Origin of the sequence: Massilibacterium senegalense (assembly GCF_001375675.1) — a bacterium.
Lineage (GTDB): Bacteria > Bacillota > Bacilli > Bacillales > Massilibacteriaceae > Massilibacterium > Massilibacterium senegalense.
The window spans coordinates 681,948-703,760 of record NZ_LN831786.1 but is presented as its reverse complement, the minus strand read 5'-3'; the positions used below and the strand labels follow the sequence as shown (position 1 = coordinate 703,760).

At 34.0% G+C, this 21,813-nt stretch carries 18 protein-coding genes; 9 read left to right on the top strand and 9 right to left on the bottom strand.

Going from position 1 to position 21,813, the window contains the following annotated elements:
• Positions 1–39 precede the first annotated feature (39 nt).
• The 4 genes from BN1372_RS06885 to BN1372_RS06870 all read left to right on the top strand — a co-directional run bounded on the left by BN1372_RS06885 (position 40) and on the right by BN1372_RS06870 (position 3,976).
• Positions 40–408 (top strand): hypothetical protein, encoded by a 369-nt coding sequence (locus tag BN1372_RS06885; RefSeq protein ID WP_062198104.1) that lies wholly within the window; start codon positions 40–42, stop codon positions 406–408.
• A 209-nt stretch (positions 409–617) separates the two neighbouring features.
• Positions 618–1,631, top strand: coding sequence for a spore photoproduct lyase (gene splB / locus BN1372_RS06880; RefSeq protein WP_062201156.1), 1,014 nt, complete (start codon positions 618–620; stop codon positions 1,629–1,631).
• Positions 1,632–1,651: 20 nt separating this feature from the next.
• A complete protein-coding gene (locus BN1372_RS06875) occupies positions 1,652–2,374 on the top strand; it encodes a DNA polymerase beta superfamily protein (RefSeq protein ID WP_062198103.1) in 723 nt (240 codons plus the stop codon).
• A gap of 129 nt (positions 2,375–2,503) precedes the next feature.
• A complete protein-coding gene (locus tag BN1372_RS06870) occupies positions 2,504–3,976 on the top strand; it encodes an aldehyde dehydrogenase family protein (protein WP_062198102.1) in 1,473 nt (490 codons plus the stop codon).
• 49 nt (positions 3,977–4,025) lie between these two features.
• Here the strand turns inward: BN1372_RS06870 and BN1372_RS06865 are convergent, their stop codons facing one another.
• From BN1372_RS06865 to BN1372_RS06855, 3 genes are all read right to left on the bottom strand, one after another.
• The gene (locus BN1372_RS06865; RefSeq protein ID WP_062198101.1) at positions 4,026–4,262 is read right to left on the bottom strand and encodes a DUF3953 domain-containing protein; all 237 of its coding nucleotides are present in this window, start codon (positions 4,260–4,262) and stop codon (positions 4,026–4,028) included.
• Positions 4,263–4,411: 149 nt separating this feature from the next.
• On the bottom strand, positions 4,412–4,750 hold the full coding sequence (locus tag BN1372_RS06860; RefSeq protein ID WP_062198100.1) for a replication initiation and membrane attachment family protein: 339 nt from the start codon (positions 4,748–4,750) through the stop codon (positions 4,412–4,414).
• Between the two features lie 138 nt (positions 4,751–4,888).
• Positions 4,889–6,517, bottom strand: a complete 1,629-nt coding sequence (locus BN1372_RS06855; protein WP_062198099.1) for an ABC-F family ATP-binding cassette domain-containing protein — start codon at positions 6,515–6,517, stop codon at positions 4,889–4,891.
• 653 nt (positions 6,518–7,170) lie between these two features.
• On the opposite strand from BN1372_RS06855, the gene BN1372_RS06850 reads away from it, so the two are divergent.
• Entirely contained in the window at positions 7,171–8,619 is a 1,449-nt protein-coding gene (locus BN1372_RS06850) for a tryptophanase (protein WP_062198098.1), read from the top strand.
• Between the two features lie 111 nt (positions 8,620–8,730).
• On the opposite strand, the gene BN1372_RS06845 is transcribed toward BN1372_RS06850, so the two are convergent.
• Positions 8,731–10,179 carry a potassium/proton antiporter gene (locus tag BN1372_RS06845; RefSeq protein WP_062198097.1) on the bottom strand — a complete coding sequence of 483 codons (1,449 nt, stop codon included), beginning with the start codon at positions 10,177–10,179 and terminating at the stop codon, positions 8,731–8,733.
• A gap of 1,067 nt (positions 10,180–11,246) precedes the next feature.
• On the opposite strand from BN1372_RS06845, the gene BN1372_RS06840 reads away from it, so the two are divergent.
• The 3 genes from BN1372_RS06840 to BN1372_RS06830 all read left to right on the top strand — a co-directional run bounded on the left by BN1372_RS06840 (position 11,247) and on the right by BN1372_RS06830 (position 14,120).
• Complete coding sequence (locus BN1372_RS06840; protein WP_062198096.1) at positions 11,247–12,287, top strand: Delta(5) desaturase DesA; 1,041 nt, start codon at positions 11,247–11,249, stop codon at positions 12,285–12,287.
• A gap of 99 nt (positions 12,288–12,386) precedes the next feature.
• A complete protein-coding gene (locus BN1372_RS06835; RefSeq protein WP_062198095.1) occupies positions 12,387–13,520 on the top strand; it encodes a sensor histidine kinase in 1,134 nt (377 codons plus the stop codon).
• The gene (locus tag BN1372_RS06830) at positions 13,521–14,120 is read left to right on the top strand and encodes a response regulator transcription factor (protein ID WP_062198094.1); all 600 of its coding nucleotides are present in this window, start codon (positions 13,521–13,523) and stop codon (positions 14,118–14,120) included. It begins immediately after the preceding gene.
• A gap of 711 nt (positions 14,121–14,831) precedes the next feature.
• Here BN1372_RS06830 and BN1372_RS06825 read toward each other — a convergent pair.
• From BN1372_RS06825 to BN1372_RS06805, 5 genes are all read right to left on the bottom strand, one after another.
• On the bottom strand, positions 14,832–15,056 hold the full coding sequence (locus BN1372_RS06825; protein WP_062198093.1) for a sulfurtransferase TusA family protein: 225 nt from the start codon (positions 15,054–15,056) through the stop codon (positions 14,832–14,834).
• A gap of 20 nt (positions 15,057–15,076) precedes the next feature.
• Complete coding sequence (locus BN1372_RS06820) at positions 15,077–16,132, bottom strand: YeeE/YedE family protein (RefSeq protein ID WP_062198092.1); 1,056 nt, start codon at positions 16,130–16,132, stop codon at positions 15,077–15,079.
• A gap of 198 nt (positions 16,133–16,330) precedes the next feature.
• A complete protein-coding gene (parC, locus tag BN1372_RS06815; RefSeq protein ID WP_062198091.1) occupies positions 16,331–18,769 on the bottom strand; it encodes a DNA topoisomerase IV subunit A in 2,439 nt (812 codons plus the stop codon).
• A 1-nt stretch (position 18,770) separates the two neighbouring features.
• Complete coding sequence (gene parE / locus BN1372_RS06810; protein WP_062198090.1) at positions 18,771–20,738, bottom strand: DNA topoisomerase IV subunit B; 1,968 nt, start codon at positions 20,736–20,738, stop codon at positions 18,771–18,773.
• A gap of 249 nt (positions 20,739–20,987) precedes the next feature.
• A complete protein-coding gene (locus BN1372_RS06805) occupies positions 20,988–21,401 on the bottom strand; it encodes a CoA-binding protein (protein ID WP_062198089.1) in 414 nt (137 codons plus the stop codon).
• A 157-nt stretch (positions 21,402–21,558) separates the two neighbouring features.
• Here BN1372_RS06805 and BN1372_RS06800 point away from each other — a divergent pair, with 157 nt between their 5' ends.
• On the top strand, positions 21,559–21,813 hold the full coding sequence (locus BN1372_RS06800; protein WP_062198088.1) for a hypothetical protein: 255 nt from the start codon (positions 21,559–21,561) through the stop codon (positions 21,811–21,813).

Genomic DNA, 21,813 nt, shown 5'->3' with positions numbered 1-21,813 from the left:
GCACTTGAATTTTATAAAGATGTGTAACGAGAAAAAATATTGGACGAAATTTTTGATAACGAACAATTTATTGATTCTCAAGAAAGACTAAAAGAAATCGTTTTTTCTCTTGATGTGAACATTTTGTATAAACAAGGTGAATTTTCTGCAAAAAAGATGTTAATGAATGCTGCAAAACAAGCGAAAAAAAATAAACATTTAGAGGAACAAGAGAAACAACTAGCTGAACAAACATTACATTTATTATCAAGTTTATATAGTGAATTACACAAAAAACCATATCCTTCCCATATAAAAACTTTTTTCACCACCTTTGTTCTTCCACTATTAAAAATCCAAAACTTTCGGGAACAGGAATTCAATTATTGGAGAAATACTATTCAGAGCTTTTTACTCATTTCTTGCTAACTTTTAAAAAAGAAAAACATCGTAAACAAGTATACCTAGTTACGATAAAGTCGAGGATATCTTCATTTAAATATCCTTTAGAAAAAGTTTTAAGGAAAATGAAAATATTGTTTTTTGAATAACAAAATACATCCTGTTGCATCCTTTCAGTATAGTGTGATATTTACATTCAATAGGAAGGTGCAGTGAAAGTGGAAATAAAACCATTTATGCCTAATCTTGTTTATTTTGAACCGAAAGCATTAGAATATCCTTTAGGGGAAAAATTATTTAAAAAATTCAAAAAAGAAAATATTGAAATTCGTTATACGACATCGCATAATCAAGTAAGGAATTTGCCAGGAGAGAATGATTTGCAGAAATACCGGATTGCGAAGTCAACTTTAGTAGTAGGAGTTCGAAAATCATTAAAATTCGATACATCTAAGCCGTCTGCTGAATATGCGATTCCATTTGCAACAGGATGCATGGGACATTGTCATTATTGTTATTTACAAACAACAATGGGTAGTAAACCTTATGTACGGACGTATGTAAATGTGGACGAAATTTTAGCGACTGCCCAACAATACATCGACGAGCGAGCACCAGAAATAACCCGTTTTGAAGCATCTTGTACGTCTGATGTGGTTGGGATTGATCATTTAACACATTCATTAAAACAAGCCATTGAATTTTTTGGACAATCGGACTATGGAAGACTTCGCTTTGTTACTAAATTTCATCATATTGATCACTTGTTGGATGCGAAGCATAATGGAAAGACAAGATTTCGCTTTAGTATGAATAACGCTTATGTGATTAAACATTTTGAACCCGGTACTTCTTCTTTAAAATATCGAATAGAAGCTGCAAAAAAAGTAGCACAAGCAGGTTATCCGCTTGGTTTTATTATCGCACCTCTTTATCTTCATCAAGGATGGGAAAATGGATACCAACAACTATTTGAACATTTAGCGAAGGAACTCCCAGTCGAAACGAAAAATGGGGTGACGTTTGAGTTAATCCAACACCGTTTCACCAAACCGGCAAAACGTGTGATAGAAAAAAATTATCCGAATACCCAATTAGAGTTAAACGAAGAAAAAAGACGATATAAATGGGGAAAGTATGGAATTGGAAAATATATTTATCAAAAGGAAGAAGAAACAAAGCTGCAAAAAACAATTACGTCTTTTATCGAAGAATATTTCCCAAACGGGTCGATAGAATATTTCACATAAAGTTTTAGGAGATATGAGTGATGCGTCAAAAAAACATGATAGCCTTTAAAGTATTGGTGGGTAGTCATAATTATAACCTACAAGTGCCAGAATCAGATGAAGATTATAAAGTATTTTATTATCCCGCATTCGATGATTTGTATGATGGAAATAAAGCTTCTACAACAATGGTGTCTAGAGAAAAAGATGTTGAATTTCATGATATTCGAAAATTAACCATAATGTTATGGAAAGCGAATGTGAATTTTTTAGAAGTGCTGTTTTCTCAAAAAATTGTGTTAAAAGATGTCTTACTCGATGAGTTAATGCTAAAGAGAGAAGAAATTGCTCGAATGAATTTACCTTATTTATATGACACTTGTGTAGGGATGTTTTTTCAAAAAAGAAAAGAATTTATTCGTGATCAGCAATTAGAAAAAGTGTACAAACATGCGATGACGATGTGGCGGATTTTAGATTTTCTACAGCGATATGAGCAAACTAATTTTACCAGCTTCCAACAAAGCATGTGGTATGAAAACCATGATTTCCATCGACAACTTCTTTTCGACATTCGGAATAAACAGTATACAATAGAAGAAGTAGAAAACATGATAACTAAAAAATTTCATGAAATTCAATCTTTATCTTCGATGTATAAAAGATACCAAACGAACGAGAAATTAAGAACATGGATAAATTCAACCATTAAAGAGTATGTGATAAGAAAAATTAAAATAGAATTAAGTAAAAAGGAACTTTAAAGACTGTGAGTATAAACTTTAAGGTTCTTTTTCATTTTTTAATCATACATTCCTAATTTTGAATAATAATCAGTGGACAAGAATATGATTTATTATCAGAAAATTTTGTAAATAAAAAGGAGGAGAAAGATGACAAAAAATTATTCCTTATTTATTGATGGGAAATGGGTGGATGCCGTTTCAGGGAAAACATTTAATTCTTATAACCCCGCTACAGGACAAATAAATGGGATTGTAGCAGAGGGAGATAAGGAAGATATTGATTTAGCAGTACAGGCAGCTCGTAAGGCATTTGAATCCGGACCTTGGAAAACAATGACACCAAGCGATCGAATGCGTTTATTATACAAAATCGCACAAAAAATGCGTGATCATTTGGAAGAACTAGCGGAGATTGAGTCAAAAGATAATGGATTAACAATTAACGAAACAAAACATATTGCGTTACCAATGGCGATTGATGTATTGGAGTTTTATGCAGGACTTGCTAATAAAATTCAAGGAGAGACATTAAGTTCACCTAGTAATCGATTTAATTATACATTACGTGAACCAATTGGCGTCATTGGAGCTATTATTCCGTGGAATTTTCCAATCATGTTAGCTATGTGGAAATTAGCTCCTGCCTTAGCTGCCGGAAATACAGTTGTGATAAAGCCAGCGGAACAAACACCAATCAGTATCTTAAAATTAATGAAAATTTTTCAAGAAGCAGGTTTACCGGATGGGGTGATTAATGTAGTAAATGGCTATGGAGCAACAGCGGGGAAAGCTTTAACGGAGCATCCCGGTATTAATAAATTAACTTTTACCGGCTCTACTAGGACTGGAAAAATGATCATGCAAGCAGCAAGTCACCATTTATGTCCAGTAACATTAGAGTTAGGTGGAAAATCCCCCAACATTGTATTTGAAGATGCGAATATGGAAAATGCAGTAAACGGTTCGTTATTTGGTATTTACTTTGGACAAGGACAAGTATGTATTGCAGGTTCACGTTTATTTGTTCAGGACAGTATCTACGATGAATTTATCGATCAATTTGTAAAACGATCAAAAGAGATTCGTGTAGGAAATCCGTTAGATCCAACGACGCAAATGGGCCCTCAAGTATCAGAACAACAATTACAAGTCATTGAACGTTATGTTGATATCGGAAAAAAAGAAGGAGCAACGCTTGTAACAGGAGGAAAACGGAATGAGCAACTAACTGATGGATATTTTTATACGCCAACCGTTTTCGCTGATGTAACGAATGACATGACGATTGCGAAAGAAGAAATTTTTGGTCCAGTCGTATCTGTTATCCGTTTTAAAGACGAAAAAGATGCATTGAAAAAAGCAAATGATACGATTTATGGATTAGGGGCAGGTGTATGGACAAATAATGTTAAACGAGCACATCGAATGGCACGGCAGTTACAAGCAGGAACAGTATATGTGAATACGTACACAATGCTTGATAGTACGGCTCCTTTTGGTGGCGTGAAGAAAAGTGGTTTCGGTCGTGAACTTGGATTAGAAGCGATGAATATGTATACACAAGTAAAGAACGTTTGGATGGATTTAAATGAGGAAGGATTTAATTGGTACCGATCTTAAGACATAGTAAAGCTGTCGATTACATTCGGCAGCTTTTTTCACATATAATTTAATTATGAATAAAATATTTTGTAACAACCACGATACAATGACAGATAGTCGCACTAATCAACATCCAACCCAAAAACTTTCGATTTTCTTTTATTTCATTGATTCCTACTAAGAGAAAAAGAACACTAAGGAGTAAAAAAATAAAAGGTAATAACTGGTCATCTTTTGTCATCAATGAATAAACGGAAATAACAATCAGAATAATTGATAACGAAATTTGAATAACTTTTGACAAAAAACAACATCCTTTCTTTAAAAGTAACTAGAATTGATATTATGTTTCAATGATAGGAACGTGTGTATGTTATTTTATGATGATGAATAAATCGTTAACATGAGAAGAGGTAAGGATAAAGGTTTTTAGTTGGGGAAGGGATGGTGGGATCATCTAAGATTTTTACTTTTATGGTAATATGCCCGCAAAAAAATCATCGCTTCTTCAGCTGTTTGAATATGAGCGTATTCCAATAAATAAGCTATTTTTCTACAGAATGAATCATCTAAAATGGAGTTATTAGTTTTCATCATGTAATCTAATAAAACATTGATTACTGGTTCTGTTAACGATGTTTGTTTTCGTAACATTTCAATAAACTTTTCATCGAGCGGGCAAATGTTTCCGTTATGATAGATTTTAATGATTTCTTCAGCAGAAGTAGAGTTAAAAATGAATAGAGCTTGTTCGAATGGACTTTTTTCTTTCGATAACGGTCTATGATTCACTGTGCAAACCTCCTCTGATGATCTTTATATAAGGAATGTTATTTTAATATGTTAAACATAATGGATAAAAATCCTCTTTTATATTTAAAAAAACCAGAATCATTTTGAAATTGATTCTGGTTTTATATGGGTAATTACTTATTTATTTTGTTCGTACATCTCTTGAATTCGTTTTTGTAATGCTTCATCTTCTAAATATTCATCATACGTTGTTTCTTTATTGACTAATCCCGCTGGAGTAATTTCAAAAATGCGATTTGCAATCGTTTGGACAAACTGGTGGTCATGAGACGTAAAGATAATTGGCCCCTTGAAATTAATTAATCCGTTATTTAATGCAGTAATAGACTCTAAATCTAGATGGTTAGTTGGTTCATCTAACAATAAAACATTTGCACCACTTAGCATCATTTTTGATAACATACAACGAACTTTTTCTCCTCCAGAAAGGACACTAGCTTTTTTAAGTGCTTCTTCACCAGAAAAGAGCATTCTCCCTAAGAAACCGCGTAAAAAACTTTCACTTTGATCGTTTGGAGAATATTGACGTAACCAATCCACTAATGTGTCTTCTACACCTTCAAAGTATTCTGTGTTGTCTTTTGGAAAATACGCTTGAGATGTTGTAACACCCCATTTGTATGTACCACTATCTGGTTCCATTTCACCCATTAGGATTTTAAATAAGGTTGTTTTAGCTATTTCATCTTTCCCAACAAGTGCTACCTTGTCATTTTTATTTAATGTAAAACTGATGTTATCTAATACTTTTACACCTTCAATCGTTTTTGTTAAACCTTCGACACGAAGCAGGTCGTTTCCAATTTCACGCTCCGGAGAAAAATGAACGTATGGATAACGACGGGAAGATGGTTTAATGTCTTCAAGAGAGATTTTATCTAACAATTTTTTGCGTGATGTTGCTTGTTTTGATTTTGATGCATTAGCACTGAAGCGAGCAATAAAGTTTTGTAATTCTTTTATTTTTTCTTCTTTCTTTTTGTTTGCATCTTGTGCCATTTTTAATGCTAATTGGCTGGATTCATACCAGAAGTCATAGTTCCCAACATAAATTTGAATTTTACCAAAATCTAAATCAGCAATATGTGTACATACTTTATTTAAAAAGTGGCGGTCATGGGAAACAACAATAACGGTATTTTCAAAGTTAATTAAAAATTCTTCTAACCATTGAATTGCTTTTAAATCAAGGTGGTTAGTAGGCTCGTCAAGCAGTAAGACGTCAGGCTTTCCAAATAATGCTTGGGCTAGTAATACCTTTACTTTTTCTCCACCCGTTAACTCCGCCATTTTTTTTGTATGAAGTGATTCATCAATACCAAGCCCTTTTAACAGGATGGCAGCTTCTGATTCAGCTTCCCATCCATTTAATTCCGCAAATTCTCCTTCTAATTCAGCTGCTTTAATACCATCCTCATCAGAAAAATCAGGTTTCATGTAAATTGCATCTTTTTCTTGCATTACTTCATATAAACGGCTATGTCCCATAATGACTACGGTTAAAACTTCAATATCTTCATATTCAAAATGGTTTTGTTTTAAAACGGCAAGTCTTTCGTTTGGTGAAAGCGTAACAGAACCTGATTGCGGTTCGATTTCACCAGATAAAATTTTTAAAAAAGTGGATTTTCCCGCACCATTTGCTCCGATTAATCCATAGCAATTTCCTGGTGTAAACTTAATATTCACATCTTCAAATAGTTTACGATCACCATAGCGTAAACCTACATTACTCACAGTTATCATTTAATTTCCTCCATAAAAACGTAATCCTCAAAATTGTACCATGTTCAGGAAAGAAGCGCGAGAGGTGGGAGAAAATTAACTGCAAAAAATATGAGTTGTGCTTACTATTCAACTTACACGTTTTTGAGACAAAACTTTTATTTTTCCGTCCATACAATAGTTGTTAGGAAAAGCTAGTGTCTTTCGTTAGCGGTAATTAGTTTTACAAATAGTTGATTGATTTCTATCCCATATCGTTTAATCATAAGATGATAATATGAAAAGAAAATTATAGTAAAGTATTATTTATTTTATATAAATCCGTTTTTTTTCTCATTTTCATCAAAAATAAGTATATTAATATATCTTTTAACAGAAAAGAGCGATAGTTTAGTTAAATTGTTCTTTTCATTTAGGACAAAACGTGCACCCCCTTTTTTTATAAAAAAATAAAATTCAGAAAATAATAGTAAATATCTAAAATAAATGATATATTGTTGTATAACAAGAAAAATAGAGTTGAGTTATTTGTTCTTTTTTTATGCATTAATATTTTAGTGCGGGAAAGGATTAATCGGGATAAGCGGTGCAGTAAGAAATGAGCAAAGTAGCCGTTCATCTTTAAATACTCATTCAATTTAGAAAATTAGATAGAAAATAGGGGTGTTTTAGGAATGTCAGAAGTGAAATTTTACTACGGGGAAAATATTCCATTAGAAATGCATAAAGTTCGTATCGTTCAAAAATTGAACTTACCTCCAGTTGAACGTCGTTTAGAGGCAATGAAAGAAGCGGGGTATAATACATTTTTATTGAAAAATAAAGATATTTTTATGGATATGTTAACAGATAGCGGTGTCAATGCGATGAGTGATCGCCAACAAGCTGCTATGATGTTAGCTGATGATAGCTATGCTGGTTCTGAAACTTTCACAAAACTAGAAAATAAAATCGAGGAAATTTTCGGTAAAAAATATTTTCTGCCAACACACCAAGGACGTGCTTGCGAAAATATTATTGCTCAATCATTGGTTAAAAAAGATTCTGTTGTTCCGATGAACTATCATTTTACAACGACACAAGCACATATTACGTTAAATGGTGGTAGCGTAAAAGAAATTTTTACAGATGAAGCGTTAAAATTAACGAGTGATTGTCCTTTTAAAGGGAATTTAGACATCGATAAATTAATAGACGTTATTGAATCAAATGGAGTAGAAAACATTCCATTTGTTCGTATGGAAGCAGGGACTAACTTAATCGGCGGCCAACCATTTTCTCTTGAAAATATGAAAGAGGTTCGAAAAGTTTGTGATCAATATGGTCTTACACTTATTCTAGATGCGAGTTTATTAGCTGATAATTTATATTTCATTAAAATTAGAGAAGAACAATGTAAAGACATGAGTATTCGTGAAATTACGAGAGAAATGGCAGATTTAGCGGATATTATTTATTTCTCTGCCCGTAAATTAGGGTGTGCTCGTGGTGGTGGTATTTGTACAAGTAACGAAGAAATGTACATGAAGATGCGTGAATATATTACGCTTTATGAAGGTTTCCTAACATATGGTGGGATGTCAGTTCGTGAAATGGAAGCGATCACCGTTGGATTAGATGAGACAATGGATATGGATATGATTAATCAAGGGCCACAATTTATCGCATATATGACAGAAGAGCTTCAAAAAAAAGGCGTACCAGTTATTACACCAGCAGGAGGGTTAGGTTGTCATATCAATGCAATGGGATTTGTAGATCATATCCCGCAAAATGAATATCCTGCAGGTGTACTTGCTGCAGCTATATATATTATTAGTGGGGTTCGCGGGATGGAACGTGGAACGATGTCAGAGCAACGTGATGAAAACGGCAATGAGCCTTTAGCAAATATGGAACTTGTTCGTTTAGCAATGCCTCGTCGAGTATTTACACTTTCTCAAGTGAAGTATGCCGCTGACCGCATTGCTTGGTTATACGAAAATCGCAAGTTAATCGGTGGATTAAAGTTTGTTGATGAACCAAAAGTATTACGATTCTTCTTTGGAAAATTAGATACATTATCCGACTGGCCAACAGAATTGATGAAGAAGTTTAAAGAAGATTTTGGAGATAGTTTATAAAATTTTGCTTTTACTAAAAAAAACGAATAAAAATCCAGCATCCTAATTATCGGATGCTGGATTTTTCATGTGAAAAATGGTATGACTGTCGATACGCTACGAATATCTAAGTTAAGAAGAAACTTTCTTATTGCGGAAATATTTTTTTATTTCATGATGCCGCTTTTTAGGAGCTAGAAGATATAAAATATCTCCTTCTAGTAAAACGGTATTCCCATTGGCGGAAATAAGCTCACTATCTCTTACAATAGCTGTAATCATCGTTTTCTCTGGTAGTCTTAACGATACAATAGGCTGTAAAATAACGTGTGAATTGGATTGTAAGATAATCGTTACAATATCCATCGGTGATTTTTCTTTAGTTAGTAACTCCATTCGAAACGGTATTGGTTTCGTTTCACCAGTTGTAAGCTGTAACTTTTCAGCTAAAACGCTCAGTGTGGTACCTTGAATTAACGCAGATGTTAGAACGATAAAAAATACGACATTAAAAATAAGATTACTATTTTCTATACCAGACAACATAGGGTAGGTTGCTAGCATGATTGGTACTGCACCTTTTAAACCAGCCCATGATAAGAAAACCTTTTCTTTCAATGTATAAGGCATTTTCAACGTACTTATAAATACAGCAATCGGTCTTGCGATGAAGATGAGTACGATAGATAGTAATAAACCTTCTATTGTAATTTCCATCAAATCAGAAGGAAAAACAAGCAATCCTAATAATATAAACATACTGATTTGCATCATATTCGCAAAACCATCATGAAACTGTTCAATTTCTTGTTTATAACGAATATCTGCGTTTCCAATGTAAATAGCCATTAAATAAACAGCTAGAAAGCCACTACCATGAATAGCGGTAACGATACCGTACGTCAAGATAGCAAACGATAATAAAAAAAGTGGATACAGTCCTGAGTTTTCTAATTCCAAATGATTAATAAACCAAACAGTTATTTTTCCAAAAGCAAATCCTAAAAGTATCCCAACCCCCATCTGCCAAAAAAAGCTTCCAATCATGGAAAAGATAGATGCTTCGGGTGTTGTAATAAGTGTAATCAATGTTAAAGTTAAAAAAACTGCCATCGGGTCATTTGATCCTGATTCGAATTCCAACGTTTTTGTTAATTTCTTTTTAATATTTGTATTACCAAAAGCAGCAAAGACTGCTGCAGCATCAGTAGAACCTACAATCGCACCTACTAACAGGCTATGAAGCCAGGATAAATCCAAAATCCATTTTGCGAATAATCCTGTAATGAATGAAGTAATTAAGACACCAAAAGTAGCAAGTGAAATGGAGGGAATTAACACATCCTTTATGTCGTTTTGTTTTGTTTTTAATCCCCCTTCAAACAGAATGATTACTAATGCAAAAATGGCAAATAATTGTGTCATCTTAGCGTTATCATAATAAATGAATCGGTTTAAAAACATTCCAACTAAAATAAAAGGAACTAACGAAGGGACACGTAACGTTGATGATATTTTAGTAGATAATACGGAAATAAGAAGTAACAAAGCAGAAATAATAATAATTGTATTGATAGCCATTAAAACTAACACATCCCTTCAAAATTTTGATGTTATTTAGATATAAAACAGTATATAATTCCATTATTTTCATAAGGAATCATTGCGAAATGTTCTAACTTATTCTTGAAAAGAAAGTTACTTAAAAGTGAAAGAGTTTTATCAATGGGTGTTAGAATGATGATGTAGCGCGGGATGTTAATTTATTAAAATAGCAATTATTCTATAGTGAAAAAGAAAGCTCCACATTAGTTGAGGAGAGAGTACATATTATATTATAGCATGATAATAGAAATATCTCATTTTTTGGACTAAACGGAACAGACTCAATGGTTTTGTGTTATGTATCCAGAGAAAATTGGTACTTTTATTCGAGTATTCGAGATGAAATGATGAAAAGGGAGCGGTGGATAGAAAATGTAAAATTTCGTTTACCGTATTTATTTTTAATAAAAACAAATAATATCACTTTTATCATTATTAAAAATAAGTATTCTAACAAATTCTAAATCGTGTACCATGATTAGAACCTAATATCGGGGGACAGACAGAAAAACGGAAAAATTGTACGTTAAGGTTTCAAACATTGATATAAAAGGATGGTTCCAATAAGACAGGGTTACTGCTCTAGACCGTAAAGTATAAGGAATTTAAGAAAAATAATGTCCTAAAAGAAGAATTACTTCCACACATTTCATCTTTAGGATGGGAACATATTAATTTTCTTGGAGAATATAAATTTGATTCAAATAGATTACCAGGAAACTCATAAAGCCCATTAAATAAAAACTAACCAATAACATAAGCCAAATCCCTTAGCGTACAGGAATTTGGCTATATTTATATCAAAATTTGCTTAGCGTACAAAATTCCCGAAATGTTGGCGGTACCCCTATCAGAAAATCCTAAATTTCCTGCTTATAAAATATTTCATTATAACAGGCCTCATTAACTTCTATAAGAAAATAACGAACTAGAATTCATTGCATACATGACACTTATCATATATCACATATGACACCTGTGTCTACAAAATATTTTCGCCGTTCTTTATGATACATATAGAGCATGAGGAAGGGGAATTACAAATGGCAAAAACAATGAAAAATAATTTAAAAGAAAAGTTATCTCCTTATGAAAAATCATCAAATAAAAATAGTGTATGGCAACTAATCAATACAATGGGACCTTTTGTACTTTTATGGTTTTTAGCTTATCAAAGTTTAGAAATTTCATATCTTTTAACGCTAGGAATTGCGACAATTGCAGCTGGATTTTTAGTCCGAATCTTTATTATTTTCCATGATTGCTGTCACCATTCGTTTTTCAAAAATCGCCTTGCTAATAAAATTGTGGGAACGTGTACAGGTGTATTAACGATGTGTCCATATGATCAGTGGCAACGTAGTCATTCTATTCATCATGCAACGAGTGGTAATTTAAACAAACGCGGCATCGGCGATATCTGGATAATGACTGTAGAGGAATATGAAACTGCATCAACTTGGCAAAAGTTCGCCTATCGAATGTACCGTAATCCATTTATTATGTTTGTAATAGGTCCAATTTATATTTTTCTTATTGCATATCGTTTTAATCGGAAAGATGCACGATCAAAAGAACGTATAAACACCTATGTGACAAACTTTTCGATAATAGCAATATTCGCTTTATTTTTCCTTACAATCGGTTGGAAAGCTTTCTTACTAGTGCAAGGTCCCATCTTTTTGATTTCTGGTTCCGCAGGTGTTTGGCTCTTTTATGTGCAGCATCAATTTGAACACGTTTATTTTGAAAGAGAAGATAAATGGAATTACGTAAAAGCCGCACTAGAAGGTAGTTCCTATTATAAGCTCCCAAAAGTATTGCAATGGCTTACAGGGAATATTGGTTTTCATCATATTCACCATTTAAGCCCGAAAGTACCAAATTATCATTTAGAAGAACTTCACAATACTCATTTTTTAAAAGAAAATATCCCAACCGTTACGTTATCATCTAGCATTCACACTTTAAAATACAAGTTATGGGATGAAAAACAGAAAGAACTCATTACCTTTAAAGAACGTAAAAATAGGACTGGAATAAAAGAAAACCCAACAACATATATATCGTCAGAAGCAAAGTAATAATCGCAAGAAAGAATAGTTAGGAGAGAAACATCCCTAACTATTCTTTTTGTGATAAACTAAAAATCAATATTCTTTTAACAAAAAGAGGGTAAATCAATGAAAAAAAGAAAAAGTATTTTTCAAAAAAGTGGGGGAATTTCACCGTATATTTGGACGTTTTTTAGTATCTTACCTTTTTATTTTGTCTTTCAATCAACGGATATGACGAAGTTAATCGTGGGCATTGTCCTTACTATCCTTTTTTACATCGTTTATCGATTTGCCTTTCTTTCTCAAGGTTGGCCAGTCTATTTATGGACAAGTATTTTAATTGGTATTTCGGTAACGATGACTATTTTATTTAGCTTTATTTATTTTGCATTTTTTATCGCTTATTACAATGGTCATATAAAAAATCGAGTTGCCTTTTTAACGTTGTATATTCTTCATTTGATTGCTACAACGTTTGCAATTAATTATTTAATTGTTCTACAAGAACCATTTTTTCTAAAACAAATTCCTTTTATATTAATTATTTGGATAAGCGTTATTCTTATGCCTTTTAATATTCACAACAAAAAGAAACAAGATGAATTAGAAAATAAATTAGAAGATGCAAATAAACGAATTGCAGAATTAGTAAAGCAGGAAGAAAGACAACGAATTGCAAGAGATTTACACGACACATTAGGTCAAAAGTTATCGTTAATTGGTTTGAAAAGTGACTTGGCGAGGAAAATTATTTATAAGGACCCTGAAAAATCCAAAAATGAAATGAAAGATGTGCAAGAAACTGCGCGAACTGCATTAAATGAAGTCCGGAAAATGGTTTCACAAATGCGTGGAATTCGTCTAAAAGATGAACTCGCCAATGTACAACAAATACTTGAAGCTGCAGAAATTGACTTCCTTTTACACCAAAATATGCGAGGGAAAAGTATCTCCTTATTTGTTGAAAATATTTTAAGTATGTGTATGAAAGAAGCTGTAACGAATGTCGTGAAACATAGCCAGGCCACGCAATGTCAAATTATAATGGAACAATCTTTACAAGAAGTCTGCATTACTATAAAAGATAACGGAATTGGCTTTATTTATAATGATGATATCGATAATGGGAATGGATTACTAGGAATAAAAGAAAGATTGGAATTTGTCAACGGCAATTTAGATGTCGTTATTGATCATGAAACAGCGATAGTTATGAAAGTCCCGCACGTAATTAAAAAAGAGAACGAAGGGGGATTTTAGATGATTCGTATTGTCATAGCAGAAGATCAACGAATGATGTTAGGAGCATTAGGTTCGCTTTTGAATTTAGAAGAAGACATGGAAGTGGTAGGACAAGCCTCAAATGGGGAAGAAGCAGTTGCATTAGTCCGAAAACATCAACCAGATATATGTATCATGGATATTGAGATGCCGATTAAAACAGGGCTAGAAGCTGCAGAAGAATTAAAAAATAATCCATGTAAAGTCATCATTTTAACAACATTCGCAAGATCCGGTTATTTTCAACGGGCTATCAAAGCAGGTGTAAATGGTTATTTATTAAAAGATAGTCCAAGTGAAGAATTAGCAAGCTCTATTCGAAGCGTAATGGCTGGTGTACGAATATATGCACCAGAATTAATCGATGACTTATATAGTGAAGAAAATCCACTAACAGAACGTGAAAAAGAAGTATTAGGTTTAATAGCAGACGGTAAAAATACAAAAGAAATTGCTGGTGAATTAAGTATTAAAACGGGAACCGTTCGAAATTACATTTCTTCGATTATGGATAAATTAGGAGTGAAAAATCGTATCGAAGCAATTACCCAATCGAGGGAAAAAGGCTGGTTTAAATAAGAAAATCATTTTTTATCAATCACACTGGTCATAAAGTAAATGTAGAAACTCCAAAAGTATTAGCAATCGTACTTAGCTTGAAGAGCATAATGACAAAGCAAATGAGTATTTTACGAAATCTGAGAAGCTTCATCATAGTGATGATTAGCTTCTTTTTTTAAAAATATAGTTAAACGCTACGCAGATATTACGAATTTTACTATTTGTGCCAATCTGTTCCATGAAACAAAATGCAAGGTTTAAGGGAGAGAGAAGGCAGTGCACAATGACCGGTAGATAAAAAAGAAAAATCTAGTTTACATAATATATATTATACGAAGTAATTATAATTCCATCTCAATATTAAAGTATTCTTATTATATTGAGATGGAAGAAAAAATTTAAAATAATCCTTATGATAAATTAAAATCATGTAATTCAATGTTGATTAAGTTGTTGTTTATAAACATATTACTTAGTTATTATCAAGGTTCTGTTTGTTTGGAATCCATTAAACTTTTTTCATCTTTTTCATATTGGATTCGGATTGCATCTAACTAAAAAGATTTTTTGTACAATCCAATGATTCATTTATTCTATCGTAATGTAAATTAACGGTATCCACACATGAAAAAGGAATCTATCATCTAACTAAATTTATAGTCTAGTAGATAGATTCCTTTTCTATTCATAGAATGATCATTGTTACTAATCTTATTAACTATATTATTTTTATTGTTTTTTGATTGTAATTGACCATTGAGCATCGCCGATTTGTTCGAAATTCGTCACTTCATGGCCGTCTTCTACTGCCCAGCGTGGCAAACTTTCTGTTGCTTGCGTACAATCAAAATCAATCACTAATTCATCCCCGCTTGCGATTTCATCTATTGCTTGTTTTGCTTCTACTAAAGGAAATGGACAAACCATGCCTAATACTTCTAATTTTTTTTGCATCATCATTACCTCCTACTATTTTATGCTGTTTGCACAGATGCATTTGCTTTTTGTCGTGGACGAATCATTGTAAAGTAAGCAGCCGTCCATGTGCCGAAAATCATAAATGGTAGTGCGATCCAACCTTGCCATGTGAAAATTGCTGTTCCGACAAGCCCATTACCAATAGAACAACCACCAGCTAAACTAGCGCCGATTCCCATTAAAATCCCACCGATAAAACTAAAAATCGTCGTTTTTGCATCTGGCGTTCTCCAACGAAATTCTCCACTACCTTTTGCCGCAATAAGCGAACCTAAAAAGATGCCTAACACTAAGAATACACCCCAATTGATATACGAAACATCTCCTGAAACTAAAAAATGCAAAATATTCGCAGTTGGTGTTGTCACGCCTAAACCGTACATACGACCTGTTGCTTCACTTAATGGCCAAGCTAGAATCGCAATACATCCAACAAGAATCGCTGTAACAAATGGATGCCAACGTTTTTCAAATAAAACGTGTGCAATACCTGTCTTCTTTTGTTTTAATGATGGTATTTTTACACTTGGTTTTCGTAATTGCTTCCAAACGAAATATCCAGTAATCACAGATAAAAGGATAACAAAAACCCAAGGAGATACACCGAAAGAATCATAAATTGTCACATGATTGACAGTATAAGATTGCAAGGAATCGTTGAGTGATTGCAACACTCCTCCCTTCATCATCGCACTAGAAACCATGTATGCGATAAGTGCAATCCAACTTCCAATCAAGCCTTCACCAGCACGATACCATGTACCAGTTGCGCAACCGCCTGCCAATACAATGCCAATACCAAAAATAAAAGCTCCTATAATCGTGGCTAACCACATGAAATTTCCTTCTTTAAACTGGATTAGACCAAAAGAATATAATAAAAATACACCAATACTTTGAACGGCGATAGCTAATATCACGGCAATAAACATCCGATTATCCTTCGTTAAATACAAATCGCGATAAGCTCCGGTTAAGCAAAACCGTCCGCGTTGCATAACAAATCCTAGTAAGGCCCCGCAAAGCAGCCCGGTTAAAATTAATTGCACCATCAAACCCCTCCTAATTCCCACTATTTTTATATGTTTTATATTTGTAAAATGATTATATACCGATAAAACATATTAATCAAGTAGGTTTTAAGTAAAATAAAAAAGTAGTTCTATTGATGTATCTTCCCACTATGCTGTTTATACCGAAAATAAAAAAAATAGCATTACCAAGCTAGCTGGCAACGCTATTTTTTTCTATTATGATTTTGGTGTTATTTCTATATAAGCAGATGCAACTTCACCTACTACCTCTTCGTCTATTACAAATGATCCATTGCTATACCGATCGCTATAATGATAGTGAGCTAACGAAATAATTTCTTCTTCCCCTTTTTCTGTCGCAATATGAAGCGTTTCATCATGTGTTTTATCGTTTAATAAAATTTGTATAAACATAATACGATGTGGGTTTTTCTTTAACTCACGAAGCATGATTAACCCTCGTTTTGCCCGATTTTGCCGTTCAAATTCGGATATTTTCATCCGTTTAACCGCACCGCGTTGAGTTACAATAACTATTTCTGATGTATCTGTCACGACAAATGCTTGAATAATGATATCGACTTCTTTTAAATTTATTGCTTTTACTCCCGCTGCACGAACGCCAATTGGTTGTACATCTTCTTCATGAAAACGTAGGCCATATCCAATGTATGTTCCAATAAATATTTCATCATTACCGGATGTTTTTAAGACGGAAACCACTTCATCATCTTCTTCTTTTAACCGAATTGCTACAAGTGGTTTCGAGTAACGAGTTGCTTTATAAAGAGATGCTTGTGATTTTTTAATCATTCCTTTTTTCGTTACAATCGTCACATATTCGTTTTCTTTAAACTCTTCAAATGATAAAGCAGCAACAATATACTCATTTCGTTCAATAGGGATTATATTTGCGATATGCTGTCCAACATCTTTCCAACGAATGTCTGGCAACTCGTATATCGGAATGAATAAGTAATTTCCTGCATTCGTGAACAAACAGAGGGTATCCGTCGTTTGTAAATGAAATTCATCCAATAACACATCTGTTTCTTTCATCCCACACGGTTCGCCGTTACTAGCTGCATAAGAACGAGGGCTTGTCCGTTTTACATATCCTTCTTTTGTAACCGTTACAATACAATCTTCTTGTGGAATCATGACTTCCACGTTAATTTTAATTTCTTCAATTTCCTTTTCAATATCGGTCAAACGTTCATCATTATATGTTTTCTTGATATCTAATAATTGCTTTTTAATTACTGTTAATAAGCGTTTTTCGCTATTTAAAATAGCTTCTAATGTTTTAATTTTTTTAGCAAGCTCTTCTGCTTCGGCTTCTAATGTTTGTACATCCGTATTCGTTAAACGATATAGTTGTAACGAAACAATCGCTTCTGCTTGCGGTTCTGAAAATGCAAAACGTGCGATTAAATTATCTTTGGCATCCTTTTTATCTTTAGAAGCACGAATCGTCGCGATTACTTCATCTAAAACACTTAATGCTCGAATTAATCCTTCAACAATATGAGCACGATCTCTTGCCTTTTTTAAATCAAACATCGTTCGTCTAGTTACGACTTCTTTTTGATGATCAATATATGCTTGTAACATCATTTTTAAATTCATTAAAACAGGACGCTTGTTATGAATCGCAATCATATTAAAGTTATAACTTACTTGTAAATCTGTATTTTTATATAAATAATTTAATATCCCAGTAGAATCTGCATCTTTTTTTAATTCAATCGCAATTTGTAACCCATCACGGTCCGTTTCATCACGAACTTCCACGATACCTTCTACTTTTTTATCTAAACGTATTTCATCAATTTTCTTTACAAGATTTGCCTTATTTACCTCATATGGCAACTCGGTAATAATAATTTGTTCTTTTCCTGACTTTAACGCTTCAATCGTCGCTTTCCCGCGAATCACAATGCGACCTTTCCCTGTTGCATATGCTTTTTTAATACCGTCTAAACCTTGAATAATACCTCCCGTAGGAAAATCAGGCCCTTTAATTACTGTTAGCAACTCATCGACGGTACAATGTTCATTTTCTATTTGCATAATGGTTGCATCGATTACTTCTCCTAGTTGATGCGGTGGAATTTCTGTTGCATATCCCGCTGAAATCCCTGTTGAACCATTGACTAATAAATTCGGGAAACGTGCTGGTAACACTACTGGTTCTTCGATTGAATCATCAAAGTTTGGCGCAAATTCCACCGTATCTTTTTCGATATCCTGAAGTAATTCTTGTGCAATATTAGCTAATCTAGCTTCCGTATAACGCATAGCAGCAGGAGGATCCCCATCAATGCTACCGTTATTTCCGTGCATTTCCACTAACACATTTCGTAATTTCCAACTTTGACTCATTCGTACCATTGCATCATATACAGAAGAATCCCCATGCGGATGATAATTACCGATAACATTTCCGACTGTTTTAGCTGATTTTCGGAATGGTTTATCACTTGTATTTCCATCTTGATACATTGCATATAAAATTCTACGTTGTACCGGTTTTAAACCGTCTCGTGCATCCGGTAAAGCACGGTCTTGGATAATATATTTACTATAGCGACCAAATCGGTCACCAATGACATCTTCTAAATTAATTTCTAAAATACCGTCTTGGGACGCCATGTTATTCTTCCTCCTTTACAACCGAAACAAAGTCATAATCAAGAATATTAGATTCCTCATTTAAACCAAACGCAACATTTTCTTCAATCCATTTACGGCGTGGTTCTACTTTATCACCCATTAGCGTAGTAATCCGTCGTCCTGCACGTGCTGCATCTTCAATTCGGACACGGATAAGCGTTCTCGTTTCAGGATTCATCGTTGTTTCCCATAACTGATCCGCATTCATTTCCCCAAGCCCTTTATAACGTTGCACCGTATAACCGCGACCGACCTTTTTAATCGCTTCTTGTAAGCCGCTTTCATCCCATGCATATTCAATGATTTCTTTTTTTCCACTGCGTTTACTCACTTTATACAAAGGAGGTAAGGCTATGTATACTTGACCAGACTCAATTAAAGGACGCATATAGCGATAAAAGAAGGTTAGTAACAAAACTTGAATGTGTGCACCATCTGTATCAGCATCTGTCATAATAATAATTTTATTATAATTGGAATCATCCACTATAAAATCAGGGCCAACCCCCGCACCGATGGCATGAATGATAGTATTAATTTCTTCATTTTTAAAAATATCTTGCAGTTTTGCTTTTTCGGTATTAATGACTTTTCCTCGGAGTGGCAATACAGCTTGGAATCGTCGGTCACGACCTTGTTTAGCAGAACCACCCGCAGAATCTCCTTCGACCAAATATAATTCATTTTTTGCGGGGTTTTTTCCAGTAGCAGGTGTTAATTTCCCACTTAAAATACTTTCTTTCCGTTTTCCTTTTTTGCCGCTACGCGCTTCCTCACGAGCCTTTCTGGCAGCTTCCCGTGCTTGCGCTGCTTTGATTGCTTTTTTTATTAACAATCCACTAATATCCGGATTTTCTTCTAAAAAGAATGTTAATTGTGTTGAGACAAACGAATCAACTGCACTTCTTGCTTCGCTCGTTCCTAACTTTCCTTTCGTTTGTCCTTCGAATTGTAATTTTTCTTCCGGTACACGAACAGAAATAATAGCTGTAAATCCTTCGCGAATGTCAGAACCTTCTAGGTTTTTATCTTTTTCTTTTAACAATGCAACTTTCCGAGCATAATCATTAAAACTTCGAGTGAAAGCTGAACGCAATCCAACTTCATGTGTACCGCCGTCTTTTGTTCGAACGTTATTCACAAAGGAAAGGATTGTTTCAGAAAACCCATCGTTAAATTGAAACGCGATATCCATTTCGATATCATTTGCTTCTCCACTAAAGGACGCGACTGGATGCAGCGTATCTTTATCTTCATTTAAATAGTCGACGAATGCTTCTAATCCTTTTTCAAAATAAAATGTTTCTTTTTTTCCATCCCGTTCATCAATTAGCTCGATTGTCATGCCTTTCATTAAAAATGCTGCTTCTCGTAATCGTTCACTAATGGTATCAAATTGGAACGTTGTCGTAGAAAAAATCGACGCATCCGGTTTAAAACGTATCGTCGTTCCAGTTTTTTTTGTCTTTTCTTTCATTTCTAGCGTTGTAACCGGATGGCCCCCTTGTTCAAAGCGTTGTTCATAGATATTCCCTTCTCGATAAATGGTCACCGTTAACCATTCACTTAACGCATTTACTACGGATGCACCTACACCGTGTAATCCACCAGATGTTTTATACCCACCTTGTCCAAACTTTCCACCTGCATGAAGAACCGTTAAAATCACTTCCGGCGTTGGTTTTCCTGTTTTATGAATTCCTGTAGGCATGCCACGCCCTTCATCAGCAACTGATAGACTTTGATCTTTATGTATCGTTACTGTTATTTTATTTCCGTATCCCGCTAACGCTTCATCCACTGCGTTATCAACAATTTCATATACGAGGTGATGCAATCCGCGAGTATCTGTACTCCCTATGTACATTCCTGGTCGTTTTCTAACTGCTTCTAATCCTTCAAGAACTTGAATTGCATCTGCATCATATTGCATCGATTGTTTCCCCATGATAAAACCCCTCTCAAAAAAGAGAACGTTTGTTCCTTATTTTTATTTCATTATTTATTATTCCATTGAATAGTGGAAGAAGCAAGAAAAAGTTATAATCTGCTTCTTTTTCACTATGAGTATCATTAAAAACACATCATTATTTTACCTTTCTCATTTTGCATCTCCTAAAAGATGTTACTTGAAAAAGAGCGTTTGAAAAACCTCTATTTTCATTTTTTCGAAATAGAGGCTTTTCAAACATTTCTTTTATTTAGTCATTGCGTGTTCTACTTTAATGCAGCGATCCATAATGACGGTCATTCCTGCTTCTTTGGCAATTTGATATGCTTCTTCGTTAAAAAGCCCTAATTGCGCCCAAAAAATATCCGCTTTTATTTCAGCTGCTTCTTTGGCTACTTCTGGCAAAAATTCGCTGCGGCGAAAAACATTGACGATATCTACGTGTCCTTCAATATCTTTTAATGATTTTACTGCTTTTACACCTAAAATTTCTGTTGCTTTTGGATTTACTGGGATAATTTCATACCCTTCTCGTTGCATCGCTTCTGACACCATGTAACTTGTTCGTTCTGGATTATCCGATAACCCTACAACTGCAATTCGCTTTTTCGTTGCTAAAATTTGTTTGATTTCTTCGCGCGATGGATTTTCAAATGCCATGTTATCTTCTCCTTTTCCAACCGATAGTTAAATTATGTTTAGTATAACAAGAGGTAGAGACCTTTTCAAATTCATTTTTATCATAAATGCCTATTCCCATTTTTGTTTCTTGTGCATATATCATTATAGAGAATAAAAAAAGCAAGGAGAGATGCTTGTGTATCCATACGATTTCGATTTAATCGAACAAGATGAGTTATATCGCAATCCTAATCCATTTCCTTTCCACCATCGTCCACGACCTTGGGGCGGTTTTGCTACTGGATTAGCAGGAGGATTACTTGGCGGTTTATTAACTGGAGGATTTTTCCGTCCGCCATATTACGGATACTATCCTCCATTTTACGGGGGGTACCCTTATTATCCTGGAGGATTTTATGGCGGGTTTGGAGGATATCCATTCATCTGGTAA

Bases quoted from the DNA above. Each gene is read 5' to 3' on its own strand.
- splB (WP_062201156.1), top strand. From the start codon at position 618: ATGCCTAATCTTGTTTATTTTGAACCGAAAGCATTAGAATATCCTTTA.
- BN1372_RS06875 (WP_062198103.1), top strand. From the start codon at position 1,652: ATGCGTCAAAAAAACATGATAGCCTTTAAAGTATTGGTGGGTAGTCAT.
- BN1372_RS06870 (WP_062198102.1), top strand. From the start codon at position 2,504: ATGACAAAAAATTATTCCTTATTTATTGATGGGAAATGGGTGGATGCC.
- BN1372_RS06855 (WP_062198099.1), bottom strand. From the start codon at position 6,517: ATGATAACTGTGAGTAATGTAGGTTTACGCTATGGTGATCGTAAACTA.
- BN1372_RS06850 (WP_062198098.1), top strand. From the start codon at position 7,171: ATGTCAGAAGTGAAATTTTACTACGGGGAAAATATTCCATTAGAAATG.
- BN1372_RS06845 (WP_062198097.1), bottom strand. From the start codon at position 10,179: ATGGCTATCAATACAATTATTATTATTTCTGCTTTGTTACTTCTTATT.
- BN1372_RS06840 (WP_062198096.1), top strand. From the start codon at position 11,247: ATGGCAAAAACAATGAAAAATAATTTAAAAGAAAAGTTATCTCCTTAT.
- BN1372_RS06835 (WP_062198095.1), top strand. From the start codon at position 12,387: ATGAAAAAAAGAAAAAGTATTTTTCAAAAAAGTGGGGGAATTTCACCG.
- BN1372_RS06830 (WP_062198094.1), top strand. From the start codon at position 13,521: ATGATTCGTATTGTCATAGCAGAAGATCAACGAATGATGTTAGGAGCA.
- BN1372_RS06825 (WP_062198093.1), bottom strand. From the start codon at position 15,056: ATGCAAAAAAAATTAGAAGTATTAGGCATGGTTTGTCCATTTCCTTTA.
- BN1372_RS06820 (WP_062198092.1), bottom strand. From the start codon at position 16,132: ATGGTGCAATTAATTTTAACCGGGCTGCTTTGCGGGGCCTTACTAGGA.
- parC (WP_062198091.1), bottom strand. From the start codon at position 18,769: ATGGCGTCCCAAGACGGTATTTTAGAAATTAATTTAGAAGATGTCATT.
- parE (WP_062198090.1), bottom strand. From the start codon at position 20,738: ATGGGGAAACAATCGATGCAATATGATGCAGATGCAATTCAAGTTCTT.
- BN1372_RS06805 (WP_062198089.1), bottom strand. From the start codon at position 21,401: ATGGCATTTGAAAATCCATCGCGCGAAGAAATCAAACAAATTTTAGCA.